Genomic DNA, 15,217 nt, shown 5'->3' with positions numbered 1-15,217 from the left:
CTGTTTCCCCTTTCGTGTACATTACCGGTTTTTTGTGTTATTGGGTTCACCCCCTATTCCGAATTGTGGGGGGGGGTGCGGCCCCTGGGGCCGCCACCCCGGGCATCAGCGGGTCAGCTCGACTTCGCCAGCACCTTGTTCGCCTTGGCCTCGGCGTCGGCCAACAACTTGTCGATGTCGGCGTCCTGCCTGGTCAGCACCGCCGACATGGGCACGTCGAGGATCGCGTAGAGCTCCTGGGACTTCGGCGGCTCAAGCTTGTTCTGGATGGCCGCGGAACCGTCCACGAAGGTGGTGAAGTTCTCCACGGGCACGGTGGCGTTCGCCTTGCGCAGCTCGGTGATCTCCTTGCCGGGAGCGGTGTCGCCGTACAGGTCGGGGATCGGCAGGCCGACGGGGCGGCCCTGCTGCTTGTTGCGCGCGTAGTTGAACTGACCCTGGCCGGGGGTGAGCTCGTGGAACTCCAGCCACAGCAGGGCGGCCTTGATCTTCTCGGGGGTGGCCTTGGGGTGGATCATGTAGCCGTCGCCGCCGTTGAGCGAGGCCTTGGCCTCGGGCAGCGCGGTGACCCCGTAGTCCTCGAACTTGCCCTTGAAGTCGTTGTTCACCGCCTGGACGACGTCGGGGGCGCCGATCATCATGCCGAGCTTGCCGCCGCCCATCATCCGCATCAGGTCCTCCCACTGCAGGAGCTGCTTGGCGCCCATGCTGTTGTCGGTCCAGCGCATGGTCTTGAGGTTCTCCAGGACGGCCTTGCCCTCGGGGCTGTTGAAGGCCGCGGCCCTGCCGTCGGGGGTGACCATCTCGCCACCGCGCCCGTAGAGGGAGGCCGCGAAGTGCCAGCCGCCGGTGTTGCCGGCGCTGTACTCACCGAAACCGACGTATCCGGGGCCGAGATCACTGATCTTCTTGGCGGCGTCGCGCACCTCGGCCCAGGTCTTGGGCGGCGCGTCGGGGTCGAGACCGGCCTGGGTGAAGAGCTTGCGGTTGTAGACCAGGCCCATCGAGTAGTTGTTCCTGGGCAGGCCGTAGAGCTTCTCGCCCTCCTTGAAGATGCCGAGGACGTCGGGGCGCAGGTCGTTCAGCTTGGTGACACCACTGGCGTAGGGGGCGATGTCGGCGGCCTGGCCCGCGGCGATGATCTTCTTGACATCGGTGTAGTAGACGTAGAAGACGTCCTCCATCGACCCACCGGCCAGCTTCGCCTGGAAGGTGTCGGGGTTGATGCAGGGGAAGGCGTCCTTGCTCTCGATCGTGATGTTCGGGTGCAGCTTCTTGAACGCCGCCACGTCCTCGTCCCAGGCGGTCCGCTCCAGCGGGTTGCTCTTCGGCGGCTGACAGCCGACGGAAATCGTGACCGGAGCCTCGGCCCCGGCGGCACCCGGCGTGCTGTCCGCGGCCGGGGATCCGCTGTCGTCATTGCCGCACCCTGCGGCGGTGAGCGCGATGGCCGCGGCGAGCAGCATCGCGAGCTTGGGGGATTTCATCCGAGGCACTCCTTGGCGGGTCGGTTACGAGAAAGATATAGAGGCGTGCAGAGTGCAGCAAGAGTCCACCTATTCAGATGCAAAAAAGTGACAGTGATCGGTCTGCCATCCCCCCGTAACTTCTTGGCCCTCAGCGGACCCCCTCCCCGTCCGCGCGATCGACGGCGACAGGAGGAATCGGCGACACGGAACGGTCAGCCCGATATGGGCCCAGACCTCCGCCGGGGGGCGATGGAGGCACAGGACCGTCGATTCGGGACCGGACGACGGCTCGCCCTCGACAGAACCTCGACATCGATCGGCGCCACACATGAAAGTCGATGACATTTTTCGCAAATATTTGCATCGCTTACCGGAAAGGCGGCATCCGTTCGCGGGGATGACACGCCGTGAGCGGGTCCGACGCGTCCCGGCGGCGCGCCCTTCCCTCCCGCGTGGCGGCCCCGCATACTCCCCTGGCCGTACACCCCGAGGTGCGGCCGTAGCCTCGTACGCCACCGGGAGTACGGCCAAGCCCCGCCCTCGGGGTGACGACGCCCGAGCCCGTGGCCGAGAGCCTGGACACCACAATCCGACGGAGGTGCCCATGATTTCCCCGCCCGCCTCGACCGGCCGGGCCCGCGTGCCCGCCTGGATCGTCTGGTCCCTGCGGGCCACCGCCACCCTGCACCTGGCGACCGTGCTGGGGCAGGCGATCATCGCCGGGATGTTCGTCACCGGGCAGGTGGACCTGCTCGCCCACCACAGCCTCAACGCCACCGTGACCACGGTGCTGGTCGGCCTGCAGCTCATCGCCGCGATCGCGCTGTGGCGCCCCGCGCGCGGCCCGGTGTGGCCGCTGTGGGTGAGCGTCCTGCAGGCGGTGTTGCTGAACGTCCAGATTTTGCTGGGCATGGAGCGTCTGGTCGCCCCGCACATCCCGCTCGCGATGGTGATCTTCGGTCTCGCCGTGTGGATGACCGCCTGGACCTGGCGGGGACAGCGGAGGGTCGCGGCGTGATCTCCAGAAGGCTTTTCCTGGGCGGCGCGCTCGGTGCGGCGGGCCTGGCCGCGGCGGGCTGCGGTTCGGTGTCGGCCGAGGTCTCCGGCCGGGTCCTGTCCAGCGCGCTGCCGCTGCCCAGGCCGTTCACCGTCCCGCTGCCGATCCCCGCCGTGGCGCGCCCCACCGGGCCGGGACACTACGAGGTGGTCCAGCGTCCCGCGAAGGTGGAGATCATCCCGGGGACCACGACCGAGGTGTGGGGATTCGACGGCACCTTCCCCGGTCCCACCTTCGCGGTGAGGCGCGCGAGCCCCGTCACGATCCGGGTGCGCAACGAGCTGCCCGTGCCGACCTCCACACACCTGCACGGCGGCGTCACCCCGTCCGGCTCGGACGGCTACCCCACCGACCTGGTGGTGGCCGCCGGGCGCGGCTTCCGGCCCCCGCCCGGCGGCCACTCCCACCACGGCATGCTCGTGGACCCCTCCCAGTGGACCTTGCACGCCGGGGCGAGGGACTACGCGTACCCGCTGGACCAGCGGGCCGCCACGCTCTGGTACCACGACCATCGGATGGACTTCACCGCCCCGCAGGTCTGGCGAGGGCTCGCCGGGTTCATGATCGTCGGGGATGACGAGGACGACGCGCTGCCGCTGCCCAGGGGCGAGCGGGACGTCCCCCTGATGATCTGCGACCGCGCGTTCGAGGCCGACGGCTCGTTCCGCTACCCGGCGACCGATCCCAGCCTGCTGGTGAGCGCCGGGGTCGAGGCCGCCTACATGCAGGGCGTCGAGGGTGACGTGATCCTGGTCAACGGCGCTCCCTGGCCGGTGCTCGAGGTCTCGGCCACCCGATACCGGCTGCGGCTGCTCAACGCCTCCAACGCCCGCCGCTACCGGCTGGAGCTCACCCCCGGCGGCCGGTTCGTCCAGGTCGGCAGCGACGCCGGGCTGCTGGCCGCCCCCGTCGCGCACGAGACGATCACGATGGCCCCCGCCGAACGGTTCGACGTGGTCGTCGACTTCTCCGCCTACCCGGTCGGCAGCGAGGTGACGATGGTCAACACCCTCGGCACCGGCCGGACACGCGACGTGATGCGCTTTCGTGTCGCGCGCCGGGCCCGGGAGGACAGCGCGGTGCCCGGCCGTCTGGCCGCGGTCGAACCGGCCCTCAGGTCGTCCGCCGCCGCTTCGCGTCTCTTCGACTTCCGCAGGACCGGGGTGGGCCCCGACGCCGCCTGGACGATCAACGGCCTGCCGTTCCGGCCCGGTGTCCCGCTGGCCCGCCCCCGGCTCGGCACCACCGAGATCTGGCGCCTCACCAGCGACTTCCACCACCCCGTGCATGTGCACCTGGCCCACTTCCGGGTGCTGTCACGCAACGGCAGGGCCCCGGCAGCGACGGACGGCGGCTGGAAGGACACCGTCGACCTGCGCCCGTACGAGGTGGTGGAGGTCCTGGTGCGGTTTGAAGGCTTCCGCGGGCGCTACATGATCCACTGCCACAATCTCGAACACGAGGACATGGCGATGATGGCCGACTTCGAGGTGGTCTGAGTGCCCGCCGGAGGCGCACGGCGTGACGGGGCGCCCGTTGAGCGTGTCCCGAGGAGAAATCCGAGGACCCGCCTCAGGCGCACGGCGTGGCGGCGTACCCGTTTGAGCGTGTCCCGGGGAGGAAGCCGTAGCATCGGCGGTCCACACGAGGGATGAGGCGATGACGGAACGACTGGTGGTGATCGGCGGCGACGCCGCGGGGATGAGCGCGGCCTCCCAGGCCAGGCGCCGGCGCGGGCCCGAGGACCTGCGAATCGTCGCCTTCGAGAAGGGAGCGCACGCCTCCTACTCGGCCTGCGGCATCCCCTACCTGGTGGGCGGGGAGGTCGCCGACGTGGAGTCGCTGATCAGCCGTCGTCCCGAGGTGTTCCGCGACGAGTTCGCCATCGACCTGCGGCTGCGCAGCGAGGTCGTCGAGATCGACCTGGACCGGCGCGTGGTGACCGTACGCGACGAGGAGGGCCGCCGCGGCCTGGAGCCCTTCGACCAGCTCGTGATCGCCCCCGGCGCCGTACCGGCCAGGCCCGACCTGCCCGGCGCCGACGCCAGGGGCGTGTACGGGGTGCAGACCCTGGACGACGGCATCGCGCTGCTGGAGGCCCTGGAGCGCGGGCCGCGCAGGGCCGTGGTGGTCGGCGCGGGCTACATCGGCCTGGAGATGGCCGAGGCGATGGTGCGGCGTGGACTGGAGGTCTCGCTCGTCGACGGCGGCGAGCAGCCGATGAGCACGCTCGACCCGGACATGGGCGCCCTCATCACCGACGCCCTGCGCAACCTGGGGGTCCAGGTGCACCTCGGCGAACGCATCGAGTGCTTCGAGGAATCAGGGGGGCGGGTCCGCGCGGCACGCACCGGCAGCCGGGCCCTGCCCGCGGACCTGATCGTCCTGGGGCTGGGCACCCGGCCGAACAGCGCGCTGGCCGAGGCCGCGGGCATCCCGGTCGGCGAGACCTCGGGGATCAGGACGAACCGGCGGATGCGGACCCCGGTGGAGGGTGTCTGGGCCGCCGGTGACTGCGTCGAGACCTTCCACCGGGTCTCCCGGCGGCCGGTCGCGATCGCGCTGGGCACCCACGCCAACAAGCAGGGACGCGTCGCGGGCATCAACATCGGCGGCGGGTACGCCTCCTTCCCCGGTGTCGTGGGCACCGCGGTCTCCAAGATCTGCCAGTACGAGGTGGCGCGCACCGGCCTGACGACCGCGCAGGCGCTGGAGGCCGGGTTCGAACCGGTCGGCGAGATCGTGGAGTCCACCACGCGCGCCGGGTATTTTCCCGGCGCCCGGATGATGAAGATCAAGGTGATCGCCGACCGGGGGACGGGCCGCCTGCTGGGGGCCCAGATCGTCGGCCAGGAGGGCGCGGCCAAGCGCATCGACGCCCTGGCCGTCGCCCTGTGGCACGAGATGACGGTGGAGGAGATGACGGGGCTCGACCTGTCGTACGCTCCCCCGTTCGCCCCGGTGTGGGACCCGGTCCTGATCGCCGCGCGCAAGGCGGCAGAGCGCCTTGACCGGCATCCCGCATGATCGGCCGATCGTGGTCGCCGCGAGAAAATCCGGGGGGATGGTTGGGGCGGATGAGAGCGGGCAAGGGCGAAGAATCCAAGTCCCGATACCGACAAGGAGTAGCAATGCTCACATTGACGGACACGGCAGCCCAGGTAATCCGGGATCTCAGCTCGCAGATGACAGACTCCCCCGATACCGGGGTGCGCATCTCATCCCAGAGCGACGGAACCGGATCGCTCGTGCTCTCGATCGCGGAACACCCCGAGTCCGCCGACAGGGTGGTGGAGTCGGAAGGAGCACGGATCTTCCTCGACCCGCAGGTCGTGGACATGCTCGACGACAAGTCGCTGGACGCCGACGTCGACGAGGGGGGCGGCGTCGCGTTTCTCGTCACCGAACAGCTTCCCTGACACCGGAACGGACCCCGGCGCACGCGGGCCCCGGCCCCCGATCGGGGGCCGGGGCCCGTGCGTGTCGCGGGGCTCCCGCCTCGCCCGGTCTCCCTAAGGCCGTCACCGAGCCGGTGAGAAGACCCCTGCCAGCCGAGACGCCGTATCTCCTCTGCGTCCCCCGTAGAGGCATGCCCCTCCGACGTTCGGAGGGGCATGCCGCCGCGAGAGCCGTACGGGCGCGTGAAGAGGTCAGGCGCGGGCGCTGCTCAGGGCGAGCGGGTCCCTGGGAGCCCCGGCCTTGGCCTTCTCCATCTCCTCACCGATCTCCTGGAGTCTCTTGCGCCCCATCGCCTCCCGCACCTCCGGGAACCACTCCTCCTCCTCTTCCTTGACGTGATGGCGGACGTTCTCGATCAACACCGTGACCTTGGCGTCGAACCGCTCGTCCTCGGGGTCGAGCCCGGCCAGTTCGGAGAGCATCCAGACCACCACGTGGTGCTCCTCGACGCTCTCCAGGACGTGGTCGGAGGTCTCGGGAGCGCCCTCACGCGCGGCCGGGTAGAAGATCTGCTCCTCGATGTGAGCGTGGACGGTGAGCTCCTCGATGATCTGGTCGACGAGTTCCCGCTTCTTCTTGTACGCCCGCTCCCCCGCGCTCTCGAACTCCTTGAACAGCTTTTCGACGGTCTTGTGGTCGTCCTTCAGCAGAACGATCGCGTCCATTCCTCTCCTTTTCCCCTTCGTGTTCTTCCGGTGACGTTCTTCGTGCTTCTTCTCGCGACCTGTCCGGTGTGTCAGGGGTTGAGAAGAACCTTGATCGCCCCGTCCCGCTTCTTCTGGAAGATCTCGTAACCGTGCGGCGCCTGGTCGAGAGGGAGCCTGTGGGTGGCCAGGTCCATCACCCCCAGAGGGTCGGAGTCGTCGGTCACCAGCGGCATCAGGTCGTCGATCCAGCGCTTGACGTGGGCCTGGCCCATCCGCAGGGTGACGCCCTTGTCGAACATCCTCAGCATCGGCATCGGGTCGGCCATGCCGCCGTAGACGCCGACGACGGAGATCGTGCCGCCGCGCCGTACCGTGTCGACGGCCTGGTTGAGCGCGCGCAGCCGGTCGACGCCCGCGCTGGACATCAGCGGGGCGGCGATCGCGTCGGGCAGCAGGCCGGTGACGGTCTGGGCGAACTTGGCGACCGGGGAGCCGTGCGCCTCCATGCCGACCGCGTCGATCACCGAGTCGGTGCCGCGCCCTCCGGTGAGCTCCCTGACCGCGCCGGGAATGTCGGCGGTCGCGGAGGCGTCGAGCACCTCGGCGCCGTGCCGGCGCGCCATCGCGAGCCGCTCGGGCACCCCGTCGACGCCGATGACCCGGTAGCCCAGGTGTTTGGCGATCCTGCAGGTCATCTGCCCGATCGGGCCGAGCCCGAAGACGGTGACGCTCCCGCCGTCGGGGATGTCGGCGTACTCCACCGCCTGCCAGGAGGTGGGCAGCACGTCGGACAGGTAGACGAACCGCTCGTCCGGCGGCCCCTCGGGAACCTTGATCGGGCCGAACTGCGCCTCGGGGACCCGCAGGTACTCGGCCTGCCCGCCGGGAACCTCGCCGTACAGCCTGGTGTAACCGAACAGGGCCGCACCCATGCCCTGGTCACGGACCTGGGTGGTCTCGCACTGGGCGAAGAGGTTCAGGCCGCACATGTGGCAGTGGCCGCAGGAGATGTTGAACGGGATGACCACCCTGTCCCCCGGCTTGATGGAGGTGACCTCGGAGCCGACCTCCTCCACGATGCCCATCGGCTCGTGGCCCAGGATGTCGCCCTCGCCCATGAAGGGGCCCAGGACCTCGTACAGGTGCAGGTCCGATCCGCAGATCGCACTGGTGGTCACCTTGATGATCGCGTCGTTCGGCTCCTTGAGTATCGGGTCGGCAACCTCCTCGACCCGTACGTCGCGTCTGCCGTGCCAGGTGAGAGCTTTCATGTTCTCCTCCTCGGATGGATGTCAGCGCAGCCGGGGTAGGACCTCTTTGGCGTAGAAGTCGAAGAAGGCGTCCTGCTCCTTGCCGATCTGGCTGATGTAGATCTCGTCGAAGCCCGCGTCCACGTACTCCTTGATCGCCTTGACGTGCACCTCGGGGTCGGGGCCGCAGGGGGCGGAGATCTCGTCCTCGGTGACCGCCTCGGCGAGATCCTCGAAGTGGCGGGGCAGTGGCAGCAGCTGCGAGGCCTCCCCCTTGATGCCCTGGGTCGGCCAGAGCTGGTGCGCGGTCCTGCGGCCCGTGGCCTCGTCGGCGGCGTAACAGACCTTCAGCCCGCCCTGGGAGGGCTTGCCCGCGCCACCGGCCTTGTGGAACTTCTCCACCAGTTCGGCACTCGGGGAGGTGCAGATGTAGCCGTCGGCGATGCGCCCGGCCAGCTGCACGGCCTTGTCCCCGAAGGCGGACATGTAGACGGGCGGCGGCTCGTCGGGAAGGGTGTACAGGCGGGCGGTGTCGACCTTGTAGTGGGTGCCCCGATGGGTCACCAGCTTCCCGCTCCACAACTCCCTCATGAGCTCGACCGCCTCCTCCAGCATCTCCAGCCGCTCGGAGGCCGGGGGCCAGCGTGAGTCGAGGATGTGCTCGTTGAGCGCCTCACCGGTGCCGACACCGAGCTGGAACCGGCCGCCGGACAGCGCCGCACTGGTGGCGGCGGCCTGCGCGATGATCGCCGGGTGGGTGCGGATCAGCGGGCAGGTGACGGCGGTGGTGATGGGCAGCGAGGTCGCCTCGGCCACCGCCCCGATCACCGACCAGACGAACGGGCTCTCCCCCTGCACGTCCAGCCATGGGTGAAAGTGGTCGGAAATCCACAGCCCTTCGAAGCCCGCCCGCTCGGCGAATTTGGCCTGCCGTACGAGTTCCGCCGGACCGTGTTCCTCACTCGACAAGAAGTATCCGAACTTGGTCATTTCCCCTCCCGGATCGCCTGAGCTGCGGCGATGTCTCCCCTACCCCGTCCGTGCGGGTCAAACGGAGGGCCGCGCCGTACGGATGCCCGGCACGGGCCTGACCTCCTCCGGGCCCTCCCGAAGTGAGATCTCCTGGGAGAAAGGGGTCCCGGCCGGCCCCTCGCCGCACTCGCGGGCGGGAAGGGTTCAGGTCATTTCCACGGATGCCTCGAGCACTCGCACGGGGCCCGCGGTCGCCACGGTGGCCGTGAACGTCGTCACGAGCGGACGACCGCGACGGCGCAGTGCGCGTGATGCAGGACACCCCGGCTGACCGACCCCAGCAGCAGCGAGCCCAGGGTGCCACGGCCGTGGGAACCGACGACGAGCAGGTCTCCCTCTTTGGAGGCCTCGGCGAGTGCCTCGACCGGGTGCGCGCACCGAACGTCCTCGATGAGGCTCACCTCGGGATACTTCTGCCGCCAGGAGGCGAGCCGGTCGGCCATCGCGGCGTACTGGGCGATGCGGACCTCGTCCATGTCGTAGGCGATCTCCGGGGCGAAGACGTGCACGGGCAGTTGCCAGGCGTACAGGGCGCGCAGCGTGCATTCGCGATGCCTGGCCTGTTCGAAGGCGTAGGCGAGGGCGGGCTCGCAGGCGTCGGAGTCGTCGACACCGACCGTGATCTCGCCGTACGCCGGCACCTGGCCCGGTTGGACCACGACGACCGGGCAGTGCGCGTGCCCGGCGACGTGCATGCTGACCGAACCGATGACGGCTCCGGCGAAGCCGCCGAGACCACGGCTTCCGATGATGATCTCCGCCGCGTCCCGTGCCAGATCGCGCAGGACCAACGAGGGTGGGCCCTCGGCCAACGTGGTGCTCACCTCCGCGGTGGGCTGTCGGGTGCGTGCCGTCGCCTCGGCCTCGTCCAGCACCTCGCGTGCGCCCCGGGTCATCGCGTCCTCCTCCCCGTCGAGGACGGGGAATCTGGAGATGTCGTTCGGCCGGCGGTGCACGGCGGTGACGATGCGCAGCGGCAGGCCGGTACGGGCGGCGTCGTCGGCGGCCCATCCGACCGCGGCGGTCGCGCCGATGGAGCCGTCGGTTCCGGCGATGATCAGAGCGGACATGGCTGTTCTCCCTTCCCTCCCATCAGAGCCGCGCCGGGCGGCCCGGCCCCAGGGCCACAGGTCCCGACTTCGGTGCGCGAGGACAGAGTCTTTTGTCCTCTCCGAGGACCAGGGCTTTCGTCCTCTCCGAGGACCAGGGCTTTCGTCCTCCCCGAGGACCAGGGCTTTCGTCCCCCCTGAGGAGCGGCCTCCCCTCGGGGACGGACCTTCGCCCCTTTCCCCGGCACCGTGTTCCGCACGATCATGGAGGGGACATCGGCCGTCGAAAGGAAAAGGCACCGTGAAAATCACGGAGATTCTCGAACAGGCGAAGGACACCGTCTCGATCAGGCGGGTCTTCGGCGAGCCCATCGTCCAGGACGGTGTGACGATCATTCCCGTGGCCAGGGTGATCGGTGGCGGTGGTGGGGGCGGCGGAAAGGAAGGGGGCGAGCAGGCCGCGGAAGGGTCGGGGGGCGGGTTCGGTTTCGACGTCACCGCCGCCGGGGTGTTCGTCGTCAAGGACTCCGAGGTTCGCTGGCAACCCGCGGTGGACGTCAACCGCATCATCCTCGGTGGTCAGATCGTCCTCGTCGCCGCCCTGCTGACGGTGCGCTCCATCGTGCGTGCGCGTGCCAGGGCGGCGAGGAGGCGGTGACGCGCGAGCCCGCGCGAACCGGCCGGGCTCCAGGTCCCGTGGCGAAGGTCCCCGATCAGGAGAGGCCGGACAGGCTCAAAGTTCCCTGAAGGAGAGCTCCCGGCCACGGCCGTGCGGGCTGCGGGATCTCACCACGGCCACCGGCCAGGACGCGTGGTGCAGCAGTCCTCGGCTCACCGACCCGAGGAGCCGCGCTCTGAGGGGCCCCAGCCCGCGAGAGCCGACGACCAGCAGTGACGCCCGATGGCCGTGCGACAGCAGTGCCGCGAGCGGCGGTTCACCGGAGACGGTGGCGGTGACGACCATGCCGCGGCGGTCGCCTTCCAACGCGCTCGCCACCTCCTCCACCCATCGCCGAACGTCCTCTCCGGCCGCTGAGCGCGCGAATCTCCCCGTCCGGTGCGGGGTGTCCGCGCACGCGTGGATCACGTGCACCGGCAGCCGGTGGGCCCGGCCGTGGGAGAGGGCGAACCCCAGGGCCGCGAGCGAGCAGGCGGATCCGTCCACCCCCACCACGACGGGTCCCTGCCCCGAACCCGGCCGCGGTGTCACGTCCGGCCGCTGGACGGCGAGCACGGGACAGGGCGCGTACGCGGCGACATGGGCACTCACCGAACCGAGCAGCACGCCGGAGACCCCGCCGAGTCCCCGGCGTCCGACCACGAGCATCCGCGCCGTCCGGCCGAGTGAGACCAGTTCCGGCCCGGCGGCGCCGCGCGCCAGGATCGACCGCACGGTTCGGCCTGGCAGCAGCCGTTCGGCCAGCTCCACGCCGTCGGTCAGGATGCCGCCCGCGAGCGTGCGGCGCTGTCCGGTGACGGCGGCCTCGCGTTCGGCGTGGGGACCGTCCCAGACGTGGCAGACGGTCAGCTCCATCCACCGTGTGCGGCACTCGCGCGCCGCCCACTCGACGGCGGCGCGGCTCTGCGGCGATCCGTCGAACCCGACGACGATCTCCCTCCTCGCCGACGACCACCCGTCCGGGTGTGACGGCCCCTCCCCGGCGAAAACGTCGAAAGAGGCGAACGATGAGAACGGCACGGCGCCCCCTCCTCAGTCGCCCCGGCGAGACCCGGACGGCGGGACGCGCGCCGGGATGTCGTGGGTCCGCGGCTCGCGCCCGCCGACGATCCTCAGGCCGCGCCACACCTCGCCGCCGCCGCCGACGACGCCGACGACTCTGTCGGCGAGAGCCCTGTCGGCGAGGGCCGAGTCCGTACTCACCACCACATACGCAGCCATGTCGACCTCCTCGGGGAGTGTCTCCATCCCATCGCCACAGCGGTGTTCGCACAGCGGCCGAACGGCCCGTCCGGCCGGGACTTCCGTCCCGCGCGCCGGTCTCGCCCGCGGCCGAACGACGTCTTCCGGGCAGGTGGGCGGCCCAGACGGGGGACGGGGGCGCTCATCGGCGGGCCTGGCCGTCGCGGACGTGCTCAGGAAGAGGGGCCGTCCTGCGGGGTGGCCCTTGACCGGACGCGCCTTCCGCAAGTTTTGTGATCTTGAAATTTCATGGAACACTACCTGAAATCCATAGGCAGTGAGAGAAAATAAGCAATAGCCTCAATTTCGCCTTCTGGACGATCTTGCCATGGCAAGTCAAGAAACATGGCAGTTCACGGAAAAGACATTGGTTCCCACTGACGGTCCAGGTCCGGCAGGCGGAGATGCTCGGAGGTGATGTGAACGCTCACACAGACGCAGGCGACATAGCGCGCCAGATCGTCGGCGCCCGGCTCCGGCAGCTACGGCTCCAGTGCAACCTGACCGCCGCCGAAGCCGGCAAGGCCATCCGCGCCAGCGAGTCGAAGATCAGCCGTATGGAGACCGGGCAGCGAGGCTTCCGCCGCGACGACCTGCGTGACCTGTTCACCCTGTACGGGGTCGTCGACCCGTACCAGCAGGAGATGCTGCTGTCGGTGGCGTTCGGCGAGCGCAAACCCGGCTGGTGGGACAGCAAGGAACTCCCGCTGGACACGGCGGTGGTGATGCGCCTGGAACAGACCTCGGACCTCATCCGCACCTACCAGCCGTTCGTCGTCCCACCGCTCCTGCAGACCCCGGAATACGCGGCGGCGGTCCACCGGATGAGCCGATACCCGGACCCGGCCCCGCGCGTCGAGAGGAACGTGGAACAGCTGCTGCGCCGCCAGAAGGTACTCGCGGGCGACGACCGGCCCGTGCTGTGGGCCGTAATCGAAGAGCCCGTGCTGTGGCGGCCGATCGCGGGGATCGACGCGCACATCCGCCAGCTCATCGCGCTGACCGCCTCCGCCCAGATGAAGGGCATCAGCATCCAGGTGAATCCGATGGGCTCACGCTTCATCCCCGGATACGGGCCTTTCACCATCTTTCGCAGTGGTCACGGCCGGCCCCAGATGATCGCGATGCACGGCCAGCGGGACGAGGTCGCCGAGCGGTCCCTCCGGGAGGAGCACGCCGTCACCTTCGACCGGCTCTCGCTCGCGGCCCGCGACCGTGGCGACACGACGGCGCTCCTCATGAGGATCTGTGACCGCATTCACGTAATGGACGACCGTTCCCCTCTTGGAAAGGCATCAGGTGACCCATCCCAGTGACGCGTCGCAGGCGAGTGCGGCCCGTATGTACGATGTCATGCTCGGCGGCGAGGAGAACTTCGCGGCGGACCGGGAGGCCGTCAGGATGCTGGTGGCTCACTTCCCGACGGTCCCCGACGCCTGCCGGGCCAACCGCGGCTTCCTGCTGCGATCCGCCAGGGCGATGGCGGAAGCCGGCGTCGACCAGTTCCTGGACATCGGCTGCGGCCTGCCCACTCCCCCGAATCTCCACCAGGTCGTGCGCGGGATCCACCCGGACGCCCGCGTCGTGTACGTCGACAACGACCTGACGGTCGTCACGCACAACCAGTCGACGGTGGACCACTCCGGCGTGGTGACGATTCACGGCGACCTGCGCCGGCCACAGGAGATCCTCGACCATCCCCGGGTGCGGGCCACGCTCGACTTCACCAGGCCGATCGGCGTGTTCACGGTCGCGGTGTGGCACTTCGTCGTCGGGGACACCGCGCACGACCTCATGGCACAGTTGCGTGACGCCCTCGCGCCGGGCAGCTACCTGGGGCTGACCCACGCCTGCTCCGACACGATGCCGGAGGACGAGGCGTCCGCAGGGCTCGCGGTGTACGGGCAGACCCGCAACCCGGTACACCTTCGCACCATGCGCGAGGTCGGCGAACTGTTCGAGGGGTTCGAACTCCTCGACCCCGGACTCGTCCTGGCCGCGGACTGGCGCCCCGCCGACGGCGATCCCTACCCCGAGCACGCCTTCGAGGTCGTCGCCGGCCTCGGCCGGATCCCACCGCGCTGAGTGACGGCGCTCCGGCCACGCGGCCTCGTGCCGGGCCGTCCGGCCGCGAACTCCCGCCCTCGGATCGGAGGCCGCCGAACCGGCACCGAACCCTGATCGTGATCTTTTAAGGTAATTCGAGGTAACTCTTCTTTTTCGCGAGGTATCAGACCCAAGGACCTTGACCGGGAGCGGCGCCGACGCTCACGAGAACGACCGCCCGGAGCCGGGCGGCGAGCGCTCGCCGCCCGATGGCGGAGTCACCGTTCACCGGAACCCGGAGGTCGTTCCTCGCATCAGGGAGAGAGCAATGAGACCCGCCCGTGTCCACCTACCGCTCGGTGGGATCGCCCCCGCGGTGGCATTCGCCGTGATCGCGGCAACCACCATGACATCACCGGCGCCCGGTGACCGGGCGGCCACGACGGTACGCGCGCCGTCGGCGCCCACGGGTGAGCCGCTGCCCCCCTGCCGCCGATCGCCGGGCCACGCCAAGCCCACGGTCGTCCTGGTACACGGCGCCTGGGCCGACGCCTCCAGCTGGAGCGGCGAGGTGGGCTCCCTGCAACGAGCGGGCTACACCGCGCGGGCCATCGCCAACCCGCTGCGCGGGCTCACCGGCGACGCCGCGTCCGTCGCCGACTTCCTGAGAACGATTTCCGGCCCGATCGTGCTCGTCGGACACTCCTACGGAGGTTCGGTGATCACGAACGCCGCCGCGGACGTCCCGAACGTCAGGGCCCTGGTGTACGTCGACGCGGCGGCGCCCGACATCGGGGAGAGCACCGGCGAGCTCAGCGGCCACGACTCCGCCCTGTCCGCAGATCCCGCCTCTCTCTACGAGACGGTGTCCTACCCTGCGGCGCCCCAGGGAGCGGAGGACCTGTATCTCAGGCGGGACACCTTCGTCCGCTCGTTCGCCTCGGACCTGCCCCGTGCCACGGCCCTGCGCCTGTGGGCCTCCCAGCGGCCCGCCTCGACCAGCGCGTTCACGACGCCGTCGCAGGCCGCGGCGTGGAAGACGATCCCCTCCTGGTACTTCATCAGCACCGGCGACCGGATCATCACCCCGTCCTCGGAACGGTTCATGGCCCGCCGGGCACACTCGAAGGTCACCGAGTTTCCCGGCGGCTCTCACCTGACCCTGGTGTCGCATCCGGACGCGGTGACAGCGGTGATCGGATCCGCGATCTGCTCCGTCCGCTAGACCTGTTCGTCGCGAACCGGCGGCTCCGTCCGATCCGGTACGACGGGTGATCCCCGGGCCGA

At 69.8% G+C, this 15,217-nt stretch carries 15 protein-coding genes; 8 read left to right on the top strand and 7 right to left on the bottom strand.

Annotated elements, in window-relative coordinates; genetic code table 11:
- Positions 1 to 113: 113 nt before the first annotated feature.
- Positions 114 to 1,487, bottom strand: coding sequence for an extracellular solute-binding protein (locus AB0B96_RS35660; RefSeq protein WP_362905991.1), 1,374 nt, complete (start codon positions 1,485 to 1,487; stop codon positions 114 to 116).
- Positions 1,488 to 2,073: 586 nt separating this feature from the next.
- On the opposite strand from AB0B96_RS35660, the gene AB0B96_RS35655 reads away from it, so the two are divergent.
- From AB0B96_RS35655 to AB0B96_RS35640, 4 genes are all read left to right on the top strand, one after another.
- Positions 2,074 to 2,487, top strand: a complete 414-nt coding sequence (locus AB0B96_RS35655; protein ID WP_362905989.1) for a hypothetical protein — start codon at positions 2,074 to 2,076, stop codon at positions 2,485 to 2,487.
- The gene (locus AB0B96_RS35650; protein ID WP_362905987.1) at positions 2,484 to 4,025 is read left to right on the top strand and encodes a multicopper oxidase domain-containing protein; all 1,542 of its coding nucleotides are present in this window, start codon (positions 2,484 to 2,486) and stop codon (positions 4,023 to 4,025) included. Before AB0B96_RS35655 ends, AB0B96_RS35650 begins: the two co-directional genes overlap by 4 nt.
- Positions 4,026 to 4,185: 160 nt before the next feature.
- Positions 4,186 to 5,553 carry an FAD-dependent oxidoreductase gene (locus tag AB0B96_RS35645; RefSeq protein ID WP_362905985.1) on the top strand — a complete coding sequence of 456 codons (1,368 nt, stop codon included), beginning with the start codon at positions 4,186 to 4,188 and terminating at the stop codon, positions 5,551 to 5,553.
- A 104-nt stretch (positions 5,554 to 5,657) separates the two neighbouring features.
- Complete coding sequence (locus AB0B96_RS35640; RefSeq protein WP_350949887.1) at positions 5,658 to 5,945, top strand: Fe-S cluster assembly protein HesB; 288 nt, start codon at positions 5,658 to 5,660, stop codon at positions 5,943 to 5,945.
- 231 nt (positions 5,946 to 6,176) lie between these two features.
- Here the strand turns inward: AB0B96_RS35640 and AB0B96_RS35635 are convergent, their stop codons facing one another.
- The 4 genes from AB0B96_RS35635 to AB0B96_RS35620 all read right to left on the bottom strand — a co-directional run bounded on the left by AB0B96_RS35635 (position 6,177) and on the right by AB0B96_RS35620 (position 9,984).
- Positions 6,177 to 6,650, bottom strand: coding sequence for a hemerythrin domain-containing protein (locus AB0B96_RS35635; protein ID WP_362905983.1), 474 nt, complete (start codon positions 6,648 to 6,650; stop codon positions 6,177 to 6,179).
- A gap of 71 nt (positions 6,651 to 6,721) precedes the next feature.
- Entirely contained in the window at positions 6,722 to 7,903 is a 1,182-nt protein-coding gene (locus tag AB0B96_RS35630) for a zinc-dependent alcohol dehydrogenase (RefSeq protein ID WP_362905981.1), read from the bottom strand.
- 21 nt (positions 7,904 to 7,924) lie between these two features.
- Positions 7,925 to 8,872: a TIGR03557 family F420-dependent LLM class oxidoreductase gene (locus AB0B96_RS35625; protein WP_362905979.1), complete on the bottom strand. Its 948-nt coding sequence runs from the start codon at positions 8,870 to 8,872 to the stop codon at positions 7,925 to 7,927.
- A gap of 257 nt (positions 8,873 to 9,129) precedes the next feature.
- Positions 9,130 to 9,984 carry a universal stress protein gene (locus AB0B96_RS35620; protein WP_362905977.1) on the bottom strand — a complete coding sequence of 285 codons (855 nt, stop codon included), beginning with the start codon at positions 9,982 to 9,984 and terminating at the stop codon, positions 9,130 to 9,132.
- A gap of 280 nt (positions 9,985 to 10,264) precedes the next feature.
- Between AB0B96_RS35620 and AB0B96_RS35615 the strand changes: the two genes are divergently transcribed.
- Complete coding sequence (locus AB0B96_RS35615; protein WP_350949882.1) at positions 10,265 to 10,621, top strand: spore germination protein GerW family protein; 357 nt, start codon at positions 10,265 to 10,267, stop codon at positions 10,619 to 10,621.
- A gap of 75 nt (positions 10,622 to 10,696) precedes the next feature.
- Here AB0B96_RS35615 and AB0B96_RS35610 read toward each other — a convergent pair whose 3' ends face one another.
- Both AB0B96_RS35610 and AB0B96_RS35605 read right to left on the bottom strand, forming a co-directional pair.
- Positions 10,697 to 11,662, bottom strand: a complete 966-nt coding sequence (locus AB0B96_RS35610; protein WP_362905975.1) for a universal stress protein — start codon at positions 11,660 to 11,662, stop codon at positions 10,697 to 10,699.
- A 12-nt stretch (positions 11,663 to 11,674) separates the two neighbouring features.
- Positions 11,675 to 11,863 carry a hypothetical protein gene (locus AB0B96_RS35605; RefSeq protein WP_362905973.1) on the bottom strand — a complete coding sequence of 63 codons (189 nt, stop codon included), beginning with the start codon at positions 11,861 to 11,863 and terminating at the stop codon, positions 11,675 to 11,677.
- A 440-nt stretch (positions 11,864 to 12,303) separates the two neighbouring features.
- Between AB0B96_RS35605 and AB0B96_RS35600 the strand changes: the two genes are divergently transcribed.
- From AB0B96_RS35600 to AB0B96_RS35590, 3 genes are all read left to right on the top strand, one after another.
- The gene (locus AB0B96_RS35600) at positions 12,304 to 13,200 is read left to right on the top strand and encodes a helix-turn-helix transcriptional regulator (RefSeq protein ID WP_350949879.1); all 897 of its coding nucleotides are present in this window, start codon (positions 12,304 to 12,306) and stop codon (positions 13,198 to 13,200) included.
- Positions 13,184 to 13,969 carry an SAM-dependent methyltransferase gene (locus AB0B96_RS35595; protein WP_362905970.1) on the top strand — a complete coding sequence of 262 codons (786 nt, stop codon included), beginning with the start codon at positions 13,184 to 13,186 and terminating at the stop codon, positions 13,967 to 13,969. The genes AB0B96_RS35600 and AB0B96_RS35595 overlap by 17 nt, the downstream gene beginning before the upstream one ends.
- Positions 13,970 to 14,258: 289 nt before the next feature.
- The gene (locus tag AB0B96_RS35590; RefSeq protein ID WP_362905968.1) at positions 14,259 to 15,155 is read left to right on the top strand and encodes an alpha/beta hydrolase; all 897 of its coding nucleotides are present in this window, start codon (positions 14,259 to 14,261) and stop codon (positions 15,153 to 15,155) included.
- Positions 15,156 to 15,217: the final 62 nt, after the last annotated feature.

Origin of the sequence: Streptosporangium sp. NPDC049046 (assembly GCF_040649155.1) — a bacterium.
GTDB lineage: Bacteria > Actinomycetota > Actinomycetes > Streptosporangiales > Streptosporangiaceae > Streptosporangium.
The sequence above is the reverse complement of the archived record's forward strand: the minus strand, read 5'-3'. Positions and strand labels throughout refer to the sequence as shown.

Bases quoted from the DNA above. Each gene is read 5' to 3' on its own strand.
- AB0B96_RS35660 (WP_362905991.1), bottom strand. From the start codon at position 1,487: ATGAAATCCCCCAAGCTCGCGATGCTGCTCGCCGCGGCCATCGCGCTC.
- AB0B96_RS35635 (WP_362905983.1), bottom strand. From the start codon at position 6,650: ATGGACGCGATCGTTCTGCTGAAGGACGACCACAAGACCGTCGAAAAG.
- AB0B96_RS35620 (WP_362905977.1), bottom strand. From the start codon at position 9,984: ATGTCCGCTCTGATCATCGCCGGAACCGACGGCTCCATCGGCGCGACC.
- AB0B96_RS35645 (WP_362905985.1), top strand. From the start codon at position 4,186: ATGACGGAACGACTGGTGGTGATCGGCGGCGACGCCGCGGGGATGAGC.
- AB0B96_RS35625 (WP_362905979.1), bottom strand. From the start codon at position 8,872: ATGACCAAGTTCGGATACTTCTTGTCGAGTGAGGAACACGGTCCGGCG.
- AB0B96_RS35630 (WP_362905981.1), bottom strand. From the start codon at position 7,903: ATGAAAGCTCTCACCTGGCACGGCAGACGCGACGTACGGGTCGAGGAG.
- AB0B96_RS35605 (WP_362905973.1), bottom strand. From the start codon at position 11,863: ATGGCTGCGTATGTGGTGGTGAGTACGGACTCGGCCCTCGCCGACAGG.
- AB0B96_RS35640 (WP_350949887.1), top strand. From the start codon at position 5,658: ATGCTCACATTGACGGACACGGCAGCCCAGGTAATCCGGGATCTCAGC.
- AB0B96_RS35590 (WP_362905968.1), top strand. From the start codon at position 14,259: ATGAGACCCGCCCGTGTCCACCTACCGCTCGGTGGGATCGCCCCCGCG.
- AB0B96_RS35655 (WP_362905989.1), top strand. From the start codon at position 2,074: ATGATTTCCCCGCCCGCCTCGACCGGCCGGGCCCGCGTGCCCGCCTGG.